This window comes from Pseudomonas sp. PP3 (assembly GCF_905336995.1).
GTDB lineage: Bacteria > Pseudomonadota > Gammaproteobacteria > Pseudomonadales > Pseudomonadaceae > Aquipseudomonas > Aquipseudomonas reinekei.
Genome location: NZ_HG995459.1, coordinates 1,859,046 through 1,882,952 on the forward strand (window position 1 = coordinate 1,859,046; position 23,907 = coordinate 1,882,952).

Here is a 23,907-nt window from a genome sequence, read left to right on the forward strand (position 1 = left end):
CCGCATTTGATCGGCGACTAATTCAAGACGTGCTTCATCCGTTCTCTTTACAGACAACTTTTGAGGTACGTCCGGTGACCCCGCTGACATTGCTGTGCCTGCCTTACTCTGGCGCGAGCGCCATGGTCTATAGCCGCTGGCGGCGCAAACTGCCGGAGTGGATCAAGTTGCAACCGGTGGAGTTGCCGGGGCGTGGCGCGCGCTATGGCGAGCCATTGCACACCGACATGCGCCGGCTGGCGCTGCAACTGGCCCACGAACAAAAAGCCATGCTCAGGGCGCCTTATGCATTGTTCGGCCATAGCCTGGGCGCATTGCTGGCCTGTGAGATGGCCCATGCGTTTCGCTCGCTGGGCGTTCCGGAGCCGGTGGCGCTGTTCGCCTCGGGCACCGCCGCGCCAACCATGCGCCTGGACTACGACCGCGGTTTTGCCGATCCGAAAACCGATGCCGAACTGATCGAGCAGCTGCGCATCCTCAACGGCACCAGCGAGGAAGTGCTGGCCAACGAAGAGCTGATGAGCCTGACCCTGCCGATCCTGCGCGCCGACTTCCAGTTGTGCGGGCGCTTCGAGCCAGTCCAGCGCCCACTGCTCAAGTGCCCGGTGCACGTGCTCGGCGGCAAGGCCGACCGCGCCACCACCGAACAATTGATCGGCTGGAGCCAGGAAACCCTCGGCAGCTTTTCCGTGGACATGTTCGCCGGCGGGCACTTCTTCATCCATGAGCATGAAGCCAAGGTGCTGCGGGTGATCAAGGATCAGCTGGAGGTTCATCATCGGCGGCATGCCATGGCTGCTGTGGGATAACCCAAACTCAAATATCACTCAATCCCTGTGGGAGCGAGCCTGCTCGCGATAGCGGTGTGTCAGGCAACATTGATGTCGACTGACACTGCCTCATCGCGAGCAGGCTCGCTTCCACAGTGGTTTTCAGCGTTCTGAAATCTCCCTTCTGATAGTTGTTCTCATTCGCTAATTTTTCCGGCTTGCATTCGTTTTATAGGGACGACGTGCCTTTGTGCTTCCCGCCACTGATCCGGATACCCAGAAATGAATGCTGAAGACTCCTTGAAACTTGCTCGCCGGTTTATCGGGTTGCCCCTGGAAAAGCGCCAGGTGTTCCTTGCGGCCTTGCACAAGGAGGGCGTTGATTTCGCCCGGTTTCCCATCCCAGCCGGCGTCGACGCCGAAGATCGCCAGGCGCTGTCGTACGCCCAGCAACGGATGTGGTTTCTCTGGCAAATGGACCTGCAAAGCGGTGCCTACAACTTGCCCGGTGCGGTGCGCCTGACCGGTCGTCTGAACCTGCCGGCGCTGGAACAGGCCTTCGCCAGTCTCGTGGCCCGTCACGAAACCCTGCGCACCGTGTTTGCGCCGCAGCCTGACGACACCTTGCTGCAAGTGCCGGCCACGGCGCCGCTGGTGATCGAACACGTCGACTTCAGCATCTTGCCCGCCACCGAGCGCGAGCAGGCCGTGGCCCAGGCGGCCGAGCAGCAATCGGTGTTGCCGTTCGACCTGGGGACCGGGCCACTGCTGCGCGTCACCTTGCTCAAACTCATCGAGCAGGAGCACGTGCTGTTGCTGACCCTGCACCACATCGTGTCCGACGGCTGGTCGATGAACGTGCTGATCGACGAGTTCATCCGCTGCTACGACGCCTTCGATGCCGGTACGCCGCCGCAGCTCTCGCCGTTGCCGATCCAGTACAGCGACTACGCCCTGTGGCAGCGCCGCTGGCTGGAGGCGGGCGAGCAGGCGCGGCAACTCGAATACTGGCAGGCTCAACTGGGTGACGAACATCCGGTGCTGGAGTTGCCCCTGGATCATCCGCGCCCGGCGATGCCGAGTTATCGCGGCACCCGCTACGAATTCGCGGTCGATGGGCAACTGGCCGAGCAACTGCGCGCCACCGCGCAGAAGCACAACGTCACTTTGTTCATGCTGCTGCTCGGCGCGTTCAACGTGCTGCTGCACCGTTACACCGGGCAGAACGACATCCGCGTCGGCGTGCCGATCGCCAACCGCAACCGCGGTGAAGTCGAAGGCCTGATCGGTTTCTTCGTCAACACCCAGGTGCTGCGCACACAACTGGATGGCCAGGCCCGGGTCGATGAGCTGCTGCGTCGCATCAAGGAAACCGCGCTGGGCGCCCAGGCCCATCAAGACCTGCCATTCGAGCGCCTGGTCGAAGCCTTGAAGCTGGAACGCAGCCTCAGTCACACGCCGCTGTTCCAGGTGATGTACAACCACCAGCCGCAGGTGGCGGACATTTCCACGGTGACCACGGCGTCCGGCCTGGCGCTGGGCATGATCGAGTGGCAAGGGCGCACCACCCAGTTCGACCTGACCCTCGATACCTACGAGAAAAGTGGCAAGCTGCACGCCGCGCTGACCTACGCCAGTGACCTGTTCGACGCCACGACCATCACGCGTATGGCGCAACACTGGACGCGTTTGCTGCAGGGCATGGTGAGCGATTCGCAGCAGCGCATCAGTGATTTGCCGCTGCTGGAGCAGGTCGAATATCAGCGCATTGTCCACGACTGGAACCGCGCCGATGACAACTTCGCGCAGGATCTGTGCATTCATCAGCTGATCAGCCAGCAAGTAGCTGCGAACCCTGATGCACTGGCCGTGACCTTCGCGGATACCCAGCTGACTTACCGCGAACTCGACCAGCAAGCCAACCGCCTGGCGCACAAGTTGATCGAGCTGGGTGTCGGCCCGGAAGTGCGGGTCGGCGTAGCCATGCAGCGTTCCGAGCAACTGCTGGTGGCCTTGCTCGCGGTGCTCAAGGCTGGCGGCGCCTACGTGCCGCTGGACCCGGATTACCCGGCCGAGCGGGTCGCCTACATGCTCGAAGACAGCCGCGCATTATTGCTGATCACACAGCAGGACGTCGCAGAGTCGTTGAAGGTGAGCGCAGGCACTCAAGTCCTGTTGCTGGACGATATCCAGTCGCTCATCGCCTACCCGCAAAGCGCCCCGGTCACCCGCGTCACGCCGGACAACCTCGCCTACGTGATCTACACCTCCGGTTCTACCGGCAAGCCCAAGGGCGTGGCCATCGCTCATCGCAACGTGCTGGCGTTGATCGACTGGTCGAAATCGGTGTACAGCCGCGACGACATTCAAGGCGTTCTGGCTTCTACGTCGGTGTGCTTCGACCTGTCGGTGTGGGAGTTGTTCGTGACCCTGGCCAATGGCGGTTCGCTGATCATCGCCCGCAATGCCCTGGAGTTGCCGCAACTGCGGGCCCGGGATCAGGTGCGGTTGATCAACACCGTGCCGTCGGCGATCAATGCGCTGCACCGTGACGGGCAGATTCCTCCCGGCGTGCGCATCATCAACCTGGCCGGTGAACCCCTGAAGCAAAGCCTGGTGGAGGCGCTGTATCAGCAAGCGACCGTCGAGCACGTCTACGACCTGTACGGCCCGTCGGAAGACACCACCTATTCGACCTGGACCCGCCGCGAAGCCAGTGGCCGCGCCAACATCGGCCGTCCGCTCAAGCACACCGCCAGCTATCTGCTCGATGCCGACCTGCAACCGGTGCCGCAAGGCGTGTCCGCCGAGCTGTACCTCAGCGGTGCCGGGATCACCCGTGGTTACCTTGCACGCCCCGGCCTGACCGCTGAAAAATACGTCCCCAACCCGTTTTCCAGTACCGGCGAGCGCCTGTATCGCACCGGCGACCTGACCCGTTATCAGGCCGACGGCACCCTGCAATACGTGGGTCGCATCGACCATCAGGTCAAGGTGCGGGGCTTCCGGATCGAGCTCGGCGAAATCGAAGCGCGGCTGTTACAGCAAAATGCAGTGCGCGAACTGGCGGTGCTGGCCCAGGACGGCGCCAGCGGCCAGCAGCTGGTGGCGTACATCGTGCCGAACGATTCGGCGCTGTTGGCCGATGCCGATGCGCAATCCAACCTGCGAGAAGTGCTCAAAGCCGCGCTGCGTCAGCATTTGCCGGACTACATGGTCCCGGCGTTTTTGCTGTTTCTCGAACATCTGCCGCTGACGCCCAACGGCAAACTCGACCGTAAGGCCCTGCCGGCACTTGATGGCTCTGCGCAACAACGCGAACACGTCGCGCCGCGCAGCGACCTGGAAAAATCCCTCGCCGCCATCTGGCAAGACGTGCTGGCCATCGACAGTGTCGGCCTGGAAGACAACTTCTTCGAACTGGGCGGCGACTCCATCGTTTCGATGCAAGTGGTCAGCCGTGCGCGGCAGGCCGGGATCGTGCTCAGCCCCAAGGACCTGTTCCAGCACCAGACCATTCGCAGCCTCGCCCAAGCGGCGCGCACGGGCGGGCAATCGCAAATCGATCAAGGTCCGGCGGTGGGCGCAGTGGCGCTGTCGCCGGTGCAGCAATGGTTCTTCGAACAGGCGATTCCCGAGCGTCAGCACTGGAACCAGTCGCTGTTGCTGGTGCCCCGCGAGGCGCTGAACATCAAGGCGCTGGAGCGTGCCCTGGAGCAATTGCTGACCCAGCACGACAGCCTGCGCCTGAGTTATGCACAGGCCGACAACACCTGGCAGCAGGCTTATGCCGCGCCAACCACGGAGTCGGTTTTGTGGCAGCGCCAGGCGCAAACGGTCGGGCAGCTCAACACCTTGTGCGACGAGGCCCAGCATAGCCTCGACTTGCAAAACGGTCCGTTGCTGCGCGCAATGCGGGTGGCGATGGCCGACGGCTCGGAACGTTTGCTGCTGGTGATCCACCACCTGGCGGTGGACGGTGTTTCCTGGCGCGTACTGCTGGAAGATTTGCAGCACTTCTACACCGGCGGTACGGCGCAGGCGAAGACCAGCAGCTATCAGCGTTGGGTCGCACGCTTGCACGATCATCTGCCAGCCTTCGAACACAACCTCGGCCATTGGCAGAGCCAAATGCAAGACGCGCCAGACAACCTGCCGTGCGAGCGACCGAATGGTGCGCTGGAAAACCGCTTCGAGGAGAAACTCGAACTCAAATTCGACACCGAGCAAACCCGCAAGCTGCTGCAACAGGCTCCGGCGGCTTACCGCACCCAGGTCAACGACCTGCTGCTGACCGCTCTGGCTCGTGCCGTTTGCCGCTGGAGCGGGCAGGGCAGCACGCTGATTCAGCTCGAAGGCCATGGCCGCGAAGACCTGTTCGATGACATCGACCTGACCCGCACCGTCGGCTGGTTCACCAGCCTGTTCCCGGTCAATCTGAAACCCTCCGCCGATCTTGGCGCATCGATCAAATCCATCAAGGAGCAACTGCGCAACGTCCCGGACAAAGGCCTGGGCTACGGCGCGCTGCGTTACCTCGGCGCACCGCAGATCCGCGCCGGGCTGGCGGCGTTACCGCAACCGCGCATCACCTTCAACTATCTGGGGCAGTTCGATCGTCAGTTCGATGAGGGCGCACTGTTCACGCCTTCCACTGAAGGCAACGGTCTGGCGCAGGACCCATCGGCGCCGCTCGGCAACTGGCTGGTGGTCGAAGGCCAGGTCTACGGTGGCGAATTGTCCCTGAGTTGGGGTTTCAGCCGCGAGATGTTCGACACCGCGACCATCCAGCGTCTGGCTGATGAATATGCGCTGGAACTCAACGCGCTGATCGACCACTGCTGTGCGCTTGAAGTGGCGCAAGCCACGCCGTCGGACTTTGCGTTGGCGCAGATCGATCAGGCGCAACTCGACGCCTTGCCGCTGGCGGTCTCGACGCTGGAAGACCTGTATCCGCTGTCACCGATGCAGCAGGGCATGTTGTTCCACACTCTGTACGAGCCGCAGGTCGGCGCCTACATCAGCCAGCTGCGCCTGGAAATCGGCGGCCTCGACACCGAGCGTTTCACCCGTGCCTGGCAGGCGGCGGTCGAGCGTCACGACATCCTGCGCAGCAGTTTCCACTGGCAGGGTCTCGATGTCGCGCATCAGGCGATTGCCCGTCAAGTGAAGCTGCCGCTGCAAGTGCTTGAAGCGACCGATACCGATGCACTGGCCGATGCCGAACGGGCCCAAGGTTTCGAGCTGGGCAGCGCGCCGCTGTTCCGCTTGAAACTGGTACGTACCGGCGCTGAGGCCTGGCACCTGATCTACACCAGCCATCACATCCTGATGGATGGCTGGAGCAACGCGCAGTTGCTTGCCGAAGTGATCCAGCACTACGCCGCCGGGCAACCGCAGCCGGCGCCGACGGGTCAGTACCGCGATTATCTGGGCTGGTTGCGACAGCAATCGGCCGTCGCTGGCGAGCAGTTCTGGAAAGCCGCACTGGCGCCGCTGCAAGCACCGACGATACTGGCCGAAGCCCTGCGCCCACCGGTCGGTGCACAAGGCAGCGAGGAAGTTCGCGTGGCCCTCGACAGCCCCGCGACCCGGCGTCTGGCCGAGTTCGCCCGCCAGCAAAAAGTCACCCTCAACACCGTGCTGCAAGCGGCGTGGAGTCTGTTGCTGCAGCGCTACACCGGCCAGGATTGCGTGGTATTCGGCGCCACCGTGGCCGGGCGTTCGGCACCGCTGCCGGGGATCGAAGAGCAACTGGGGCTGTTCATCAACACACTGCCGCTGGTGTGCTCGATGCGCCCGGACCAGAGCGTCAGCCAATGGCTGGGCGAGTTGCAACGTTTGAACCTGGCCCTGCGCGAATTCGAGCACGTGCCGCTGTACGACATTCAGGGGTGGGCGGGGTATCAGGGATCGTTGTTTGACAGTCTGCTGGTGTTCGAAAACTTCCCCGTCGCCGAAGCGCTGAAGCAGGGCGCGCCGGCCGGGTTGTCGTTCGGCAACCTGCACAACCACGAACGCACTCACTATCCGCTGACCCTTGGCGTCGAGCTGGGCGAAGCGCTGAGTTTCGATTTCAGCTACGACGCGGCGCGTTTCAGTGCGGCTCAGGTCGCGCAGCTTGCGGCCAATTTGCAGTACCTGCTGACGCAGTTCGTAGCCTCGCCGGATGCTGCACTGGGCGGGTTGGAACTGCTCGATATCGGAGGCAAGCACGCGGTACTCGCCATCAGCCAACCGGCCACGGTCGAGTTATCCACAAGTCTTTTGGTTCACGAGAGGATCGCCGCGCAAGCCGCCGCCACCCCCGATGCCCTGGCGTTGCAGGTCGACGAGCAGCGCCTGAGTTACGGCGAGCTCAATGCCCAAGCCAACCGCCTGGCCCATCGCCTGATCGACCACGGCGCCGGTCCCGGCAAGCGTGTCGGCCTGGCCATGCGTCGCGGCCCGCAATTGATCGTCAGTTTGCTGGCGGTGCTGAAAAGCGGCGCGGCCTATGTACCGCTGGACCCGAAATACCCCAGCGAGCGCCTCGCCTACATGATCGAGGACAGCCGTCTCGACGTGCTGTTGTGCGAGTCCGGCCTGCTGGACGACTTGCCGCTGCCGGTGCACCTGCGCCTGTTGGGCCTGGATGAAGCCGTCGGCTACTCCGACAGCAATCCGCCAAGCCGCGCCGTGGCCGAAGACCTGGCCTACCTCATCTACACCTCGGGCTCCACCGGTCAGCCCAAAGGCGTGGCCATCGATCACGGGGCGCTGCGTGAGTTCTGCCAGAGCGCTGCCGATTATTCGGTGTTGTCGGCCAGCGACCGTGTGCTGCAATTTGCGACTTTCAGCTTCGACGGTTTCGTCGAGCAGTGCTACCCGGCGCTGTGCGTGGGCGCGGCGTTGATCATGCGTGGCGATGAGCTGTGGGACGCCGGCCGACTGGCCGCACAAATCGTCGACCAAGGCGTGACCGTCGCCGACTTGCCCGCTGCCTACTGGTTCCTGCTGGCTCGCGAATGCGCCAGTGGCGTGGTGCGCCACCTCGGCGATTTGCGCCAGGTGCACGTCGGTGGCGAGGCAATGTCGGTGGAAGGTTTGCGCCTGTGGCATCAGGCCGGTTTGAGCCATGTGCGGCTGCTCAACACTTATGGGCCGACCGAAGCGACCGTAGTGTCCAGCGTGCATGAGTGCCAACTGCAAGACGCCAGCGATGCGTTCGGCATCCCGATTGGACGCGCCATCGCCGGCCGAGCGCTGTATGTACTGGACTCGGCCGGTCAGTTGCTGCCCGCCGATGGCGTCGGCGAGTTGTGCATTGGCGCCCCGGCTTGCCTGGCGCAACGCTATTTCGACCGTCCGGCGCTGACCGCCGAACGCTTCCTGCCGGACCCGTTTGCCCGTGAGCCGGGCGCACGCCTGTACCGCAGCGGCGACCTGGCGCGCTACAACGCCCGGGGTGATCTGGAATACGTCGGGCGTATCGATCATCAAGTAAAGATTCGTGGTTTTCGCATCGAAATGGGCGAGATCGAAGCCTGTCTTCAGGGGCGGGACGAGGTGCGCGAAGCCGCAGTCATCGCCCAGGACGGCACGCAACTGGTGGCGTACATCGTCGCCAGCGGAGCGGTCACGTCCGAGACGGATTATCTCGACGCGCTCAAGGCCGTGATGCGCCAGGCGTTGCCGGAATACATGGTGCCGAGCCACTTGATCCTGCTGGCGAAACTGCCGCTCAACAACAACGGCAAACTCGACCGCAAGGCCTTGCCACGGGCAGAGGCCGGCGCTGCACAACGGGCGTTCGTCGCTCCGCTGGAGGGGCTGGAATCGCAGCTGGCGCAGATCTGGCAGCAGGTGCTGCAGGTTGAACAAGTGGGGCGTGACGACAACTTCTTTGAGTTGGGCGGGCACTCGTTGCTGGTGCTGCAAGTGATCTCGCGGGTGCGTCAGCAACTGAACATCGAACTGTCGGTCAGCAGCCTGTTTTCCGCTGCGAACCTGGCGCAATTCGCTTCCCGCGCAACACTGGCCGAAACCAGCGTGCAGCCAACACTGCAACGTGCGACGGATGATCAACCGCGAGTCCTGTCCTACGCCCAGCAGCGCCAGTGGATTCTCTGGCAACTGGACCCACAAAGCAGCGCCTACAACATCCCGGCCGCGCTGCGTCTCAAGGGGGTGTTGGACCGGGAGGCGCTGCGTCAGGCCTTCCTGCAATTGCAGGCCCGTCACGAGACCCTGCGCACGACCTTCGAACAGGACGGCCAGCAGGCGCGTCCATGGGTGCACGCCGAACTGCCGTTGCAGTTGTGCGAGCGGCCCGTTGCTGAGTCGTCGATCAACGATGCCGTGGCCGAAGAAATCGCCCAGCCGTTCGACCTGCGCAACGGTCCGCTGTGGCGCGCATTGCTGCTGCAAGTCAGCGCCGAGGAACATGTGCTGGTCCTGACCGTGCACCACATCGCCGCCGATGGCTGGTCGATGCAGGTCATGGTCGATGAGTTCAGCGCGTTGTATCAGGCCGCCGTCGAGGGCCGCGCGGCCAGCCTCGACAACTTGCCGGTGGCTTACAGCGACTATGCCCGCTGGCAGCGCGACTGGCTGGAGGCGGGCGAGGGCGCGCGGCAACTGGCGTGGTGGCGCAAGCAACTGGACGGCAGCCAGACACCGCTGGAACTGCCGAGTGAACTGAGCCGTCCGGCTCGCCGTAGCGAGCGCGGGGCGAGTCTGTCGCTGAACGTGGATCGCGAACTGCTGGCCGGTTTGCGTCAGCGCGCACAAGAACAGCAAGTGACCTTGTTCATGTTGTTGCTGGCGAGCTTCCAGACCTTGCTGCACCGCCAGAGCGGGCAGTCGGGCATCAGCGTCGGCGTGCCGAGCGCCGGCCGCTCGCGCCTGGAAACCGAAGGCCTGATCGGGTTCTTCATCAACACCCAGGTGCTGCGTGCCGAGATCGATGGGCAACAGCCATTCAGCACCTTGCTGCAACAGGTCAAACAAACCGCATTGTCGGCGCAGGCCCATCAGGACTTGCCGTTCGAGCAACTGGTCGATGCCTTGCAACCCGACCGCAGCCTCAATCACAGTCCATTGTTCCAGGTGCTCTTCAACCACCAGCAGCCGTTGGGCGCGAGCGTCGAGCGGGTCGTTGCCGGTTTGCAGGTCGAGCGTATGCACTGGCAGCAGCACACCGCGCAATTCGATCTGGTGCTCGACACCCAGGAGCAGGGCGACACACTGGACGCCAACCTGAGCTACGCCACCGATCTGTACGACGAAGCCTCGATGCAGCGTTTCGCCGGGCAATGGTTGAACCTGCTGCGCGCCGTGGTCGCCGATCCGCAACAGCGCGTCGCCGAACTGCCGTTGCTGCAAGCGTCGCAGTACGACGGTTTGATCCAGCACTGGAACCCGGCATTCCAGGCAGAACCGCCATCGCCGACCTTGCATCAACTGTTCGAAGCCCACGCCGCGCAACGACCGAACGCGGTGGCCCTGGTCTACGAAGGTGAACAGCTGACCTACGCCGCACTCAACGCCCAGGCCAACCGCCTGGCGCGCAAACTGCGTGAGCAGGGCGTCGGGCCGGAGGTGCGCGTCGGCATTGCCACTGAGCGGGCGATGCCACTGGTGGTCGGTCTGCTGGCGATTCTCAAGGCCGGTGGCGCCTACGTGCCGCTCGACCCGCAATACCCCGCCGAGCGCTTGAGCTACATGATCGACGACAGCGGCATTGCGCTGCTGTTGACCCAGTCTCATTTGATCGCCGGTTTGCCGGCCCGTGATGGCGTGCAGGTGCTGGATCTGACGTCGCTGCAAGTGGACGCCTGCAGCGCCGACAACCTGACGCCGCTGGCCACTGCGGACAACCTCGCGTACGTGATCTACACCTCCGGTTCTACCGGTCGACCAAAAGGCGCATTGCTCAGCCATTGCAACGTCGGGCGCCTGCTGACGGCCACCGCCGAGCAGTTCAACTTCGGCGCGGACGATGTCTGGACCCTGTTCCATTCCTACGCCTTCGATTTTTCGGTGTGGGAGCTGTTCGGTTCGCTGTGCACCGGCGGGCGCCTGGTGATCGTGCCGTATTACATCAGCCGCGAGCCGCAGCAATTCCATCGCTTGCTCTGCGATGAAGGCGTGACGGTGTTGAACCAGACCCCGACGGCGTTCCGGCAACTGCTGCCGATAGCCTGCGCCAGCCCGCGCGATATGGCGCTGCGTCAGGTGATCTTCGGCGGCGAGGCGCTGGAAGTGGCGAGCCTGCGTCCATGGTTCGAACGCTTCGGCGATCAGCAGCCAACGCTGGTGAACATGTACGGCATCACCGAAACCACGGTGCACGTGACCTACCGCGCCATTCTCCTGGCCGACCTCGACGGCAAGGCCCAGAGCCCGATTGGCCTGCCGATCCGCGACCTGCGCTGGTACTTGCTCGACAGCCAGTTGCAGCCGGTGCCGGTGGGTGTGGCGGGCGAGTTGTACATCGCCGGTGCCGGCCTGGCGCGCGGTTATCACGGGCGCTTCGGCCTGACCGCCGAGCGTTTTGTGCCGAGCCCGTTCGACGCTTCGCAGCGCCTCTATCGCAGCGGCGACCTGGCGCGCCAGCGTGCCGACGGCAGCATCGACTACCTCGGGCGCATCGACCAGCAAGTGAAGATTCGCGGGTTCCGCATCGAACTGGGCGAAATCGAAGCCGCGCTGCTGACGCAACCGGGCGTGCGCCAGGCGGTGCTGAGCGTGCATGCCGCCGACGCCGGGCCACAGTTGTGCGCCTATGTCGTCGCCGAGCAACCCCCGCACGACCCGATCACCTGGCGCGACAACCTGCGCGCCGCGCTGAAGGTCGACTTGCCGGATTACATGGTGCCGAGCCACTGGCTGCTACTCGATGAACTGCCGCTGACCAGCAACGGCAAGCTCGACCGCAAGGCCTTGCCGCTGCCGGATGCCGAGGACTGGCAACGACCGTTCGAAGCCCCCGAAGACGAACTCGAACAGCAACTGGCGGCAATCTGGGCCGACGTGCTGGGCGTGGCGCAGATCGGCCGTCGCGACAACTTCTTTGAATTGGGCGGGCACTCGCTGCTCGCCGCCCAGGCCAGTGCCCGCGTGGAGCTGGAACTGGGCATCGAGCTGCCGCTGCGTGCGCTGTTCGAAAGCAACGACCTTCAGGCTTATGCCGTCACCGCCCGGCAACAAGCCCCGACTGATAACGATGCACGTCTTGATGCGCTTGAGTCGCTTCTCGACGAGATGGAGATCAACTGATGGAACACACCACCGCCATGCGTATCGCCACGCGCTTCGCCGGCCTGCCCGCCGACAAGCGCCGCGAGTTTCTGACAAAAATGCAGGAGCAAGGTGTGAGCTTCGGCCAACTGCCGATTCCAGCCGCCGCCGAGCCGCAAACAACTTTTGAATTGTCCTATGCGCAGCGACGCCAATGGTTCCTCTGGCAGCTCGATCCACAGAGTTCGGCGTACAACATTCCGGCCGCCCTGCGTCTGCGTGGACCGCTGAATGTGGCGGCGCTGCAGCAGAGTTTCGATGTGTTGCTGGAGCGGCACCAGAGCCTGCGCAGCCGTTTCGTCGAGGATGACGGGCAGGTGCTGCAAGCCTTGGCGGCCTTCACTTCACTGGCCATCGAACAGCACGATTTGCGCGACGAGCCTGTCGCACAGCGCTTCGAATCCGCGATGAAAAAGGTCGAGCAGGAAATCGCCCGGCCGTTCGATCTGCAGCACGGCCCGCTGCTGCGCGTCAGCCTGCTGCAACTGGATGCCGAGGACCATGTGCTGGTGCTGACACTGCACCACATCGTCACCGATGGTTGGTCGATGGGTGTATTGGTCGAAGAGTTTTCCCGACTGTATGCCGCGCATTGCCAAGGCCAGAACGCTGCGCTGGAGGCGCTGCCGATCCAGTATTCGGATTACGCCGCATGGCAACGCCGCTGGATGGACGCCGGAGAGCTGGACCGTCAACTGAACTGGTGGCGCGAACAACTCGGCAGCGAACAACCGCTGCTGGAGCTGCCGACGGATCGCCCGCGCCCGCCACAACCGAGCCAACGCGGTGCGCGACTGGACTTCGCCCTCGACGCGGATCTGGCCAGCGGTTTGATGGCCTTGGCCAAGCAGCGCGGCGTGACGCCGTTCATGTTGTTGCTCGCCAGTTTCCAGGCCTTGTTCTATCGCTACAGCGGTCAGGCTGATCTGCGTATCGGTGTGCCCATTGGCAATCGTAATCGCGCCGAAACCCGTGGCCTGATCGGCTTCTTCGTCAACACCCAGGTGATGCGCGCCGAACTCGACGGGCGCCTGCCGTTCAGTCAGTTGCTGGAGCAAACCCGCGCCACTTCGCTGGATGCCCAGGATTACCAGGACTTGCCGTTCGAGCGTCTGGTGCAGGCGTTGCAAGGCGAGCGCAGCCTCAGCCACAGCCCGTTGTTCCAGGTGATGTTCAACCACCAGCAAGCCCGGCCGGCAGCGGTCAGCGGTTTGCTGGCGGGGCTGCGGGTCGAGGCGCTGAACGCCACGGCGCAGACCACCCAATTCGACCTGCAACTCGACACCCAGGAAGAGGGCGACAAACTGTTCGCCAGCCTGACCTACGCCACCGACCTGTTCGACGCCGAGCGTATCGAGCATCTGGCCCGGCATTGGCGCAACCTGTTGGCCGGGGTGCTGGCGAACCCGCAAACCCCGCTGGCCGAACTGCCGCTGCTGGATGCTGACGAGCGTTTGCGCATGCTCGATGACCTCAATGACACGGCGCGGGCCTATCCGGGCGAAGTCTGCGTGCAGCGCCATTTCGAAGCGCGGGTGCGGGAAAATCCTCAGGCAACCGCGCTGGTGTTCCAGGGCGAATCTCTGAGTTATGCACAGCTGAACCTGCGCGCCAATCGCCTGGCCCATCACCTGCGTGCGCAAGGTGTCGGCCCGGAAGTGATCGTCGGCATTGCCTGCGACCGTTCGTTTGAAATGGTCATCGGCCTGCTGGCAATCCTGAAGGCTGGTGGCGCCTACGTGCCGCTGGACCCGGAATACCCGCTCGATCGCCTGAGCTACATGATCGAAGACAGCGGCATTTCGCTGTTGCTGACCCAGGAGCATTTGTTGGCGCGACTGCCGACGCCGGACAGCGTGCGCACCTTGTGCCTGCATGCCGATGCCGATTGGCTGAGCGACCTGCCGGGCAGCGATCTGCCCAACGTTGCCGTGGCAGAAAACCTCGCCTACATGATCTACACCTCCGGTTCGACCGGTAAGCCCAAGGGCGCGGGCAACCGCCATGTGGCGTTGCACAACCGCATCGAGTGGATGCAGGACGCCTACAACCTGCAACCTGCGGATCGCGTGCTGCAAAAGACGCCGTTCAGTTTCGACGTGTCGGTGTGGGAGTTTTTCTGGCCGCTGATGAAAGGCGCCACGCTGGTGATCGCCGCACCGGGCGAACATCGCGACCCGCAACGCCTCGCCGCATTGATCGTCGAACAGTCGGTCACCACGCTGCACTTCGTGCCCTCGATGCTCTCGGCGTTCATCAGCGCTGACGAAGCGCTGGCCTGCACCTCGCTGACGCGGATCATTTGCAGCGGTGAAGCGCTGCCGATGGAACTGCAACGCCAGACCCTGCGCAATCTGCCGCAAGCCAATCTGTACAACCTGTATGGCCCGACCGAAGCGGCCATCGACGTGACCCACTGGACCTGCGTGGAAGAGGGCCGTGACAGCGTGCCGATCGGCCGGCCGATTGCCAACCTGCGCACCTGCATTCTCGACAGCGAACTGCAACCGTTGCCGTTGGGCGCGGTGGGTGAGTTGTACCTGGGCGGCATCGGTCTGGCCCGGGGTTACCACCGTCGTGGTGCGCTGACCGCCGAGCGTTTCGTGGTCGACCCGTTCGGCAGCGGCGAGCGTTTGTACCGCACCGGCGACCTGGCGCGATATCGCGCTGACGGCGCCATCGATTACTGCGGACGCATCGACCACCAAGTGAAGATTCGCGGCTTGCGCATCGAACTGGGGGAAATCGAAGCGCGCCTGCAAGAACATGCCGACGTACAGGACGCCGTGGTCCTGGCCCTCGACGGGCCGAGCGGCAAGCAACTGGTGGCCTACATCGTGCCGCAGGAGCGTGCCTTGGTAGACGCCGATGCCGAACAACAAGGCGTGTGGCGTGAAACCCTGAAAAGCCATTTGCTCGGCAGCCTGCCGGATTACATGGTGCCGGCGCAGACAGTGCTGATTGAGCAAATGCCGTTGAGCCCCAACGGCAAACTGGATCGCAAACGCCTGCCAGCGCCGACCGCTCAGGTCAGCCAGCGTGCATTCGAAGCACCGCGCAACGCCCATGAACAGGTGCTGGCGCAGATCTGGCAGGACGTGCTGGGTATTGAACAGGTCGGGCGGCAGGACAACTTCTTCGAACTGGGCGGCGACTCGATCATCTCGATTCAAGTGGTCAGCCGCGCCCGTCGCGCTGGCCTGAGCCTGCAACCGCGCGACCTGTTCCAGCAGCAAACCCTGCAAGCCCTGGCCGCCGTAGTCAAAGAACAAGCAGCACCGCTGGCGCAACAGGGGCCGGTGGACGGCGTGCAAACACTCACGCCGATCCAGCGCTGGTTCTTCGAAGAGCCGATCCCGCAACGCGCGCACTGGAACCAGGCGGTGTTGCTGACGCCGCGCGAAACCCTTGAATTGCCGCGTCTGCAAAGCGCCTTGCAACGTGTGCTCAAGCAACACGACGCCTTGCGTTTGCGTTTCAGTCAGGTCGACGGCCAATGGTCGGCGCGCTACGTCGGCGCCGACAGTGCCGACGTCATCGACATGCTCTGGACCGCTCGCGTGGCCAGCGATGCCTCGCTGGAATCGGTATGCGACGAAGCCCAGCGCAGCCTCAGCCTGCAAGACGGGCCGCTGTTGCGCGCGGCATTGATCGCTCAAGCCGATGGCTCGCAGCGCTTGCTGCTGGTGATTCACCACTTGGCGGTGGACGGTGTGTCGTGGCGCGTGTTGCTGGAAGATTTGCAGGCCGCCTATCAAGGTGAAGAACTGCCGCCGAAGACCAGCGCTTTCCAGGCCTGGGCCGACAATCTCGACACTTACGCACGCTCCGCAATCGCCGCCGACGAACTGAACGTGTGGCAAGCGCAATTGGCCGGCGCCAGCGATTCGCTGCCGGCTGCCAATCCGCAAGCCAGTCAGGCCGGGCATTTGCGCCAGGGCGTGAGCATCGGCCTGGACCGCGAGCAGACCCGCCAATTGCTGCAACAAGCGCCGGCAATCTACCGCACCCAGGTCAACGACCTGCTGCTGACCGCACTGGCCCGCACCCTCAGCCGCTGGACCGGCCACCCATCGGCGCTGATTCAGCTCGAAGGTCATGGCCGCGAAGAACTGTTCGACGACATAGACCTGACCCGCACCGTCGGCTGGTTCTCCAGCCTGTTCCCGGTGCGCCTGACACCGACCGCCGAGCTCGGTGCTTCGATCAAGGCAATCAAGCAACAACTGCGTGACATCCCCGGCAAAGGCCTGGGCTATGGCCTGTTGCGCTACATGGGCGATGCGTCCGCGCAATCGGCATTGGCCGCTTTGCCGCAGGCGCGGGTGACGTTCAACTATCTCGGCCAGTTCGACCAGAACTTTGCCGAAGACGCACTGTTCACCCCGGCCAAGGAGTCCAGCGGCGCCGCCCAATCGGCAGACGCGCCGCTGCCGAACTGGCTGTCGGTGGACGGCCAGGTCTATGGCGGCGAGCTGAAACTCGACTGGACCTTCAGCCGCGACTGCTTCGAGCTGCGCGAGATTGAAGCCCTGGCCATCGATTTCCGCGCTGAACTGTTGGCGCTGATCGACCATTGCCTGAGCGACGGCGCGGGCGGCGTGACCCCGGCGGACTTCCCGCTGGCGCGCCTGAGCCAGGCGCAACTGGATGGTCTGCCGGTGCCACCGGCGCAGATCGAAGATGTGTATCCGCTGTCGCCGATGCAGGCCGGTTTGCTGTTCCACAGCCTCTACGAATCGGCGTCTGGCGCCTATGTAAACCAGCTCAGCGTCGAGGCCCGTGGTCTCGATGCCGAACGTCTGTGTCGGGCGTGGCAAGCGGTGCTCGACAGCCACGCAATCCTGCGCAGCAGCTTCCACTTCCCGCAAGGTTTCGAAGCACCGGTGCAACTGGTGCATCGTCACCTGCAATTGCCGCTGACCTGCCTGGACTGGCGCGGACGCGACGATCAGGCACACGCACTGGCGCAACTGATCGACAGCGAACGCCTGCAACTCGATTCGACCCAAGCACCGTTGATGCGCCTGACGCTGGTGCGTCTGGACGACGAGCGTCAACAACTGATCTACACCCACCATCACCTGTTGCTCGACGGCTGGAGTAACTCACTGCTGCTGAGTGAAGTCTTGCAGCATTATGCCGGGCAAGAGGTGCTGGCGCCCACCGGGCGTTTCGCCGACTACATCGGCTGGTTGCAACGTCAGGATGCCGAGGCGGACGAAGCGTTCTGGCGCGGGCAACTGGCGACGCTGGACAACCCGACGCTGCTGGCCCAGAGCCTGGCCCATGTCGATATCAAGCAACCGTCGCAGGCGCAGTTTGCCGACCATCGCCAGACCTTCGATGTCGCCACCAGCCAACGTTTCAGCGACTTTGCCCGCCAGCAAAAAGTCACCCTCAACACCTTGGTACAAGGTGCGTGGGCACTGCTGCTGCAACGCTACAGCGGCCAGCGCAGCGTGGCCTTCGGCGCGACCGTGGCCGGGCGTCCGGTGGACTTGCCGGGGGCGGAAAGCCAGCTCGGTCTGTTCATCAACACCCTGCCGGTGATCAGCAGTCCGGATGCGGTGGAAAGCGTCGAGCAATGGCTGAGCCGTTTGCAGGCGCAAAACCTGGAACTGCGTGAACACGAATTCACCGCCCTCGGTGACATTCAGCGCTGGGCTGGACGTGCCGGTGAGCCGCTGTTCGACAGCCTGCTGGTGTTCGAAAACTTCCCGGTGGCCGAAGCGTTGCAGCAGGGCGCGCCGGCCGGGTTGAGCTTCTCGATCCCGCAAAACCACGAGCGCACCAACTTCCCGCTGACCCTGGCGGCCACTGCCGAAAGCCAGTTGAGCCTGAACTGGAGCTACCAGTGCAGCCACTTCAGCAGCACCGCCATTGCGCGCATGAGTGAGCATCTGGCCGCGTTGCTGATGGCGATGGTGGCCGCGCCTCAAGCGGCGTTGAGTGAACTCGACCTGCTCACCGCACCCGAGCGCGCCCAGCAATTGCTCGAGTGGAACCCGCCTTTCACCGTCGCGGAAAACCCGCTGTGCGTGCATCAATTGATCGAGGCCCAGGCCGTTGCCCGACCGGACGCCACGGCGTTGATCTTCAATGATGTGGCGCTGAGTTTCGACGAACTCAACCGCCGCGCCAACCGCTTGGCCCATTACTTGCGCGGGCGCGGTATCGGCCCGGAAGTGCGGGTTGGCCTGGCGATGCAGCGTTCGCCGGAAATGATCGTCGGCCTGCTGGCGATCCTCAAGGCTGGCGGCGCCTACGTGCCGCTCGACCCAGCCTATCCAGCCGAACGCTTGCGTTACTTGATGGACGACAGTGGGATTTCGCTGCTGATCAGCCAATCCTGGCTGCGGGAAAAACTGCCGTTGCCGCAAGGCCTGGCGGTGCTGGAAATTGACCGTGAACCGCTGGAACTGATGGCGGACAGCAACCCGGTCAACCTGACCTGCGGCGAAAACCTCGCCTATCTGATCTACACCTCGGGCTCGACCGGGCGGCCGAAAGGCGTGAGCGTGGCCCACGGCCCGCTGGCCATGCATTGCGTGTCGATCGGTGAGTTGTATGGCATGACCCCGGACGACCGCGAGCTGCAATTCGCCTCGATCAGCTTCGACGGCGCCCACGAACGCTGGCTGACGCCGCTGGTGTTCGGTTCGGCGGTGATGCCACGCGACGACGAACTGTGGAGCGTGGAACGCACCTGCGCCGAGATCGAAAAACACGGCATCACCATCGCCTGTTTCACCCCGAGTTACCTGGCGCAGATTGCCGATTACATGGGCGAAGCCGGGCGTGATCTGCCGATCCGATCCTACACGCCGTGCGGTGAAGGCATGGCCAAGCATGCGTTCGACGAGGTGCAGCAGGTCCTGCAACCCAAGCGCCTGATCAACGGCTACGGCCCGACCGAAACGGTGATCACGCCGCTGATCTGGCTGGCCTATCCGGATACCGAATTCGACTCGGCGTTCATGCCGATTGGCCGGCCGGTGGGCAACCGCAGCGCTTACATCCTGGACGGTGGCTTGCAGCCGCTGCCGGTGGGCGTGGCGGGCGAGTTGTACCTCGGCGGCGAGGGTGTGGCGCGGGGGTATCACCAGCGACCGGACCTCACCGCCGAACGTTTCGTGCCGGACCCCTTCGTGCCGGGCGGGCGGCTGTACCGCAGCGGTGACCTCGCACGGTTCCGCGCCGATGGCGTGGTGGAATACCTCGGCCGTATCGACCAGCAAGTGAAGATTCGCGGTTTCCGTATCGAACTCGGTGAAATCGAAGCGTGCCTGATGGAGCACGCAGGTGTGCGTGAGGCGTTCGTCATCGACCGCGATGGCCCGACCAGCCGCCAGTTGGTCGGTTACGTGGTGCCGCGCGATCCGTTGGCCGACGAACAAGACCTGCGTGACGCACTGACCGCGCACCTGCGCAGCCGCTTGCCGGCGCACATGTTGCCGGCGCACCTGATGTGCCTGGCCGCGCTGCCGCTGACGCCGAACGGCAAGCTTGATCGTCAGGGTTTGCCGGCGCCTGAGGCCTCGCGTCAGAGCCACGATCAAGTGGCGGCTGCGACGCCCGCCGAAGCGCTGTTGGTGGAGATCTGGCAGGAACTGCTGGGCCTGGATTCGCTGGGCGTCACCGAGAACTTCTTCGAACTGGGCGGTGACTCGATCATCTCGCTGCAAGCGGTGAGCCGTGCCGGGCAGCGCGGGTTGCTGTTCAGTCCCAAGCAACTGTTCGAACAGCAGACCATTCGCGCACTCGCCGCCGTGGCCAGCCGCCGTGAAGATGCACTGGCCCAGGCGCCGAGTGTCGAAGCTTTCGCCCTTGTGCCGCACATTGATCTGACGGCGCGTGAAGGGCTGCAAGACCTCTATCCGCTGTCGCCGATGCAGCAAGGCATGCTGTTCCATTGCCTCGATTCGCCGGAACTCAACCCCTACGTCAACCAGTTGAGCGTGGCGGTCGACGGTTTGCAGGTGCCGCGTTTTCGCGCGGCGTGGCAGGCCTTGGTCGAGCGTCATGAAGTGCTGCGCGCAGCGTTCCGCTGGCGCGATGGCCTGGCCGATCCGCTGCAAGCGGTGTTCGCCAGCGTCGAGTTGCCGATCGAAGAGCTCGACTGGCGCGAGCGCAGCGACACTGAACAGGCACTGAGCGAACTGGCGGCTGCCGAGCAGGCCAAGGGCTTCGACCTGAGCTGCCCGCCGCTGATGCGTTTTGTGCTGGTGCGCCTGGGCGAAGACCGCTACCAGATGATCTGGATCTACCATCACCTGCTGCTGGACGGCTGGAGTGCGTCGCGTCTGCTGGGCGAGATGCTGCGCCTGTACCACCACGACAGCCTGCCGGCGCTGACCGGTCGCTACGCCGACTACATCGCCTGGCTGCAACGTCAGGATGATGCGCAGGCCGAAGGCTTCTGGCGCGAGCGCCTGGCAACGCTGGAAGCGCCGACCATTCTGGCCAAGGCCTCCGGTGCCGCAGGTTCCGGTCACGGCGTGATGTACAGCGACCTCAACGCCGAGGCAACGCGCAAGTTGCACAGCTTTGCCAAACGTCAGCGCGTGACCCTCAACACGCTGGTGCAAGGCGCCTGGCTGTTGCTGTTGCAGCGCCACAGCGGACAACGCAGCGTGGCCTTCGGCGCGACAGTGGCGGGGCGTCCGACCGGACTGCCCGGTGCCCAGGAAATGCTCGGCCTGTTCATCAACACCTTGCCGGTGATCCAGACGCTCGACCCGCAACAACCGCTGGGCGAGTGGCTGCGCGAGTTGCAGGATTACAACCTGGCGGTGCGCGACTACGAACACACGCCGTTGTCCGACGTCCAGCGCTGGGCCGGGCAGGGCGGTCAGGGTCTGTTCGACAGCATCATCGTGTTTGAAAACCATCCGGTGGACCGCGCCCTGCGCGGTGGCGAGGAAGGTGAGTTGCGCTTTGCCGAAGTCGGCAGCGGCGGTGTCACCAACTTCCCGATGGACTTGATGGTCAGCGCCAACGACGAAGGCCTCGAAGTCGAGTATTTGTACCTGCGTGATCGCTTCAGTGACGTCGAAGTGGAGCGCATTCGTGCCCAGCTTGAGGGTTTGTTGCGTGCTCTGCCTGAAGATGCCGACCGCCTGCTCGGCAACATCGGCATGCCCGAAGCGCGCTTGAGCCTGCCGCAAGCGTCCACTGATATCGCTGATCTGTTGCACGCATTCGATCAGCATATCCGCAATCAACCGCAGAAAATCGCCTTGTTCTGCGAGGATCGAGAGGTCAGCTATGCCGATCTCGATGCACGAGCCAATGGCCTTGCACAACAACTCATCGCTCGCGGCATCGGTGCCGAAAGCCTGGTGGCGGTGGCGCTGCCGCGTTCCGAACGGACCATTGTCGCGTTCCTCGCGGTCCTCAAGGCTGGCGCCGCGTATCTGCCGCTGGACCTCGCGTACCCGGCCGAACGACTGGCGTACATGCTCAGCGATTCGGCGGCGAGCCTGTTGATGTGTGACAGCGATCTCGGTGAACGCCTGACATTGGCCGACAGCCCGCCGCGCTTGTTGCTCGATCAACTGACCGTGGTGGGCAGCAGCGAATGCCCTGTTGTTGAGCCGCTGCCGGGGCACTTGGCGTACCTGATCTACACCTCCGGCTCCACCGGACAACCGAAAGGCGTGGCCGTGGCGCGCGGGCCGATTGCCCGGCATTGCCGCGGCATCATCGACCTCTACGAACTGGCGCCGCGCAGCCGCGAACTGCACTTCATGTCGTTCGCCTTCGACGGTGCCCAGGAACGTTGGCTGAGTGTGATGCTGGCCGGTGGCAGTCTGGTGATTCGCGAGGACAGCTTGTGGACCCCCGAGCAAACCCTGGAAGTGCTGCATCGCCACAACGTCACCGTCGCCTGCTTCCCGCCGGCGTATCTGCAACAGATGGCCGAAGTGGCCGAGCGCCTGGGCAATCCACCGGCGGTCGAGGTCTATTGCTTTGGCGGCGATGCGGTGCCGGACGCCAGTTTCGAACAGGTCAAGCGCGCCTTGCGTCCGCAGCGTCTGGTCAACGGTTACGGCCCGACCGAAACCGTGGTCACGCCGCTGCTGTGGCGTGCCGAGGCCAGCGAGACCTGCGATGCCGCTTATGCGCCGATTGGTCGTGGTGTGGCCGGGCGTGGGTTGTACGTGCTGGATGCCGATCTCAATCCGTTGCCGGTGGGCGTCAGCGGTGAGTTGTATTTGGGCGGCGAATGCCTGGCGCGGGGTTATCACCAGCGTCCGGGCATGAGCGCCGAGCGCTTCATTCCCGATCCGTTCGAGGCCGGTGGCCGCATGTACCGCACCGGCGACCTGGTGCGCCAGCGTGAGTGCGGCCTGATCGACTACCTCGGTCGACTCGACCAGCAAGTGAAGATCCGTGGTTTCCGTATCGAACCGGGCGAGATCGAAGCGCGCTTGCGTGAATGCGCAGGGGTGCAAGATGCCGCCGTGGTGGTGCTCGACACGCCGACCGGCAAACAGCTGGTCGGTTATGTGGTGGCTGGCGCTGCTGCCGGGCTGGATCGTCGCTTGAAGGCGGAGCTGCAAGCGCACATGCCGGACTACATGGTGCCGGCGCGCATCCTGGTGCTGGAGCGTTTTCCGCTGTCGGCCAACGGTAAGCTCGACCGCCGCGCACTGCCGGAACCGGAATGGGCGCTGGGGGGATATCGCGCACCGCGCAACGCACTGGAACAGGCGCTGACTGCCATCTGGCAAGACGTGCTCGGCGTGCCACAGGTGGGCATCGACGACAATTTCTTTGAACTCGGTGGCGACTCGCTGCAGGTGCTCAAAGTCATCTCGCGGGTGCGCAGTCAGCCGCAACCGGGCTTCGAATTGAAGCTGCGGGATTTGATGCAGAAACCGTGTATCGCTGAACTCAGCGGTTATCAAGCAGTCGAGCCAGGGAAAGCGCCGGACCCCTTGCTGGCGTTGAATGGCCGGGTCGCGAATGTGCCGGCGCTGTTCTGCCTGCACGCCGGTTTCGGCACGGTGTTCGACTACGAACCGCTGGCCCGGCGTCTGGAAGGCCGACGCACGGTGTACGGCCTGCAATGCCGCATGCTGCTCGACCCGCAATGGCAGGACGCGTCGCTGCTGGCGATGGCCCAGGCTTATGCCCAGCGCATTCGTGCGCAGCAGCCGCAAGGCCCGTATTACCTGCTGGGCTGGTCGCTGGGTGGTGCGTTGACGCAACTGGTCGCCCATGAACTGGAGGCCCAAGGGCAAGCGGTTGCGTTTGCAGGGCTGGTCGACAGCTACGTGGCCGGCACGGCGGAGGCGGGTGACTGGCGCGAAGATTTGGCGGATTTCCTGAAGTTTGTCCTCGGTCAACCGTCGGAAGAAGCAGAGGCGCTGATTGCCTCGAAAACCGTCGGCCTGAACGAACGTGAAGGCGCTGCGGTGGTGATCGAAGCGGCGATGCACGGTTCCAATGACCACGCGGCGTTAGGCGCGAGCGAACTGACGCAGATCTTCGCCACTGGCTCATCGCTCAAGCAACTGGCGCTGGCGCAACGACAATTGCCGAAGGTGCAGGTGGCGGCGCATCGCTGGTGGGTGGCCGAACGTGATGACGAACGCCGGGTGTTCGAGGCACAGGTCGGCCAACACGGTGTTGATCGTTTGTTGGCGGGTGGACATTACGAATTGCTGCGCAGCGATGAGTTGCTGGATGAGCTTGAGCAACTGTTGGAGTGCCGCAGGGTCACTGCCTAAAAAGTAAGCGCGATGAATGATTTGTGGCGAGGGAGCTTGCTCCCGCAGGATTGCGCAGCAATCCCTCTATTGGGGCCGCTTCGCAGCCCAGCGGGAGCAAGCTCCCTCGCCAC

At 63.9% G+C, this 23,907-nt stretch carries 3 protein-coding genes; all 3 read left to right on the plus strand.

Going from position 1 to position 23,907, the window contains the following annotated elements:
• Nucleotides 1-74 precede the first annotated feature (74 nt).
• The 3 genes from KHO07_RS08695 to KHO07_RS08705 all read left to right on the plus strand — a co-directional run bounded on the left by KHO07_RS08695 (nt 75) and on the right by KHO07_RS08705 (nt 23,794).
• The gene (locus tag KHO07_RS08695; protein ID WP_212626925.1) at nt 75-809 is read left to right on the plus strand and encodes an alpha/beta fold hydrolase; all 735 of its coding nucleotides are present in this window, start codon (nt 75-77) and stop codon (nt 807-809) included.
• 243 nt (nt 810-1,052) lie between these two features.
• On the plus strand, nt 1,053-12,032 hold the full coding sequence (locus tag KHO07_RS08700; RefSeq protein ID WP_212626926.1) for a non-ribosomal peptide synthetase: 10,980 nt from the start codon (nt 1,053-1,055) through the stop codon (nt 12,030-12,032).
• On the plus strand, nt 12,032-23,794 hold the full coding sequence (locus KHO07_RS08705) for a non-ribosomal peptide synthetase (protein ID WP_212626927.1): 11,763 nt from the start codon (nt 12,032-12,034) through the stop codon (nt 23,792-23,794). The genes KHO07_RS08700 and KHO07_RS08705 overlap by 1 nt, the downstream gene beginning before the upstream one ends.
• The last annotated feature ends 113 nt before the right edge of the window (nt 23,795-23,907 follow it).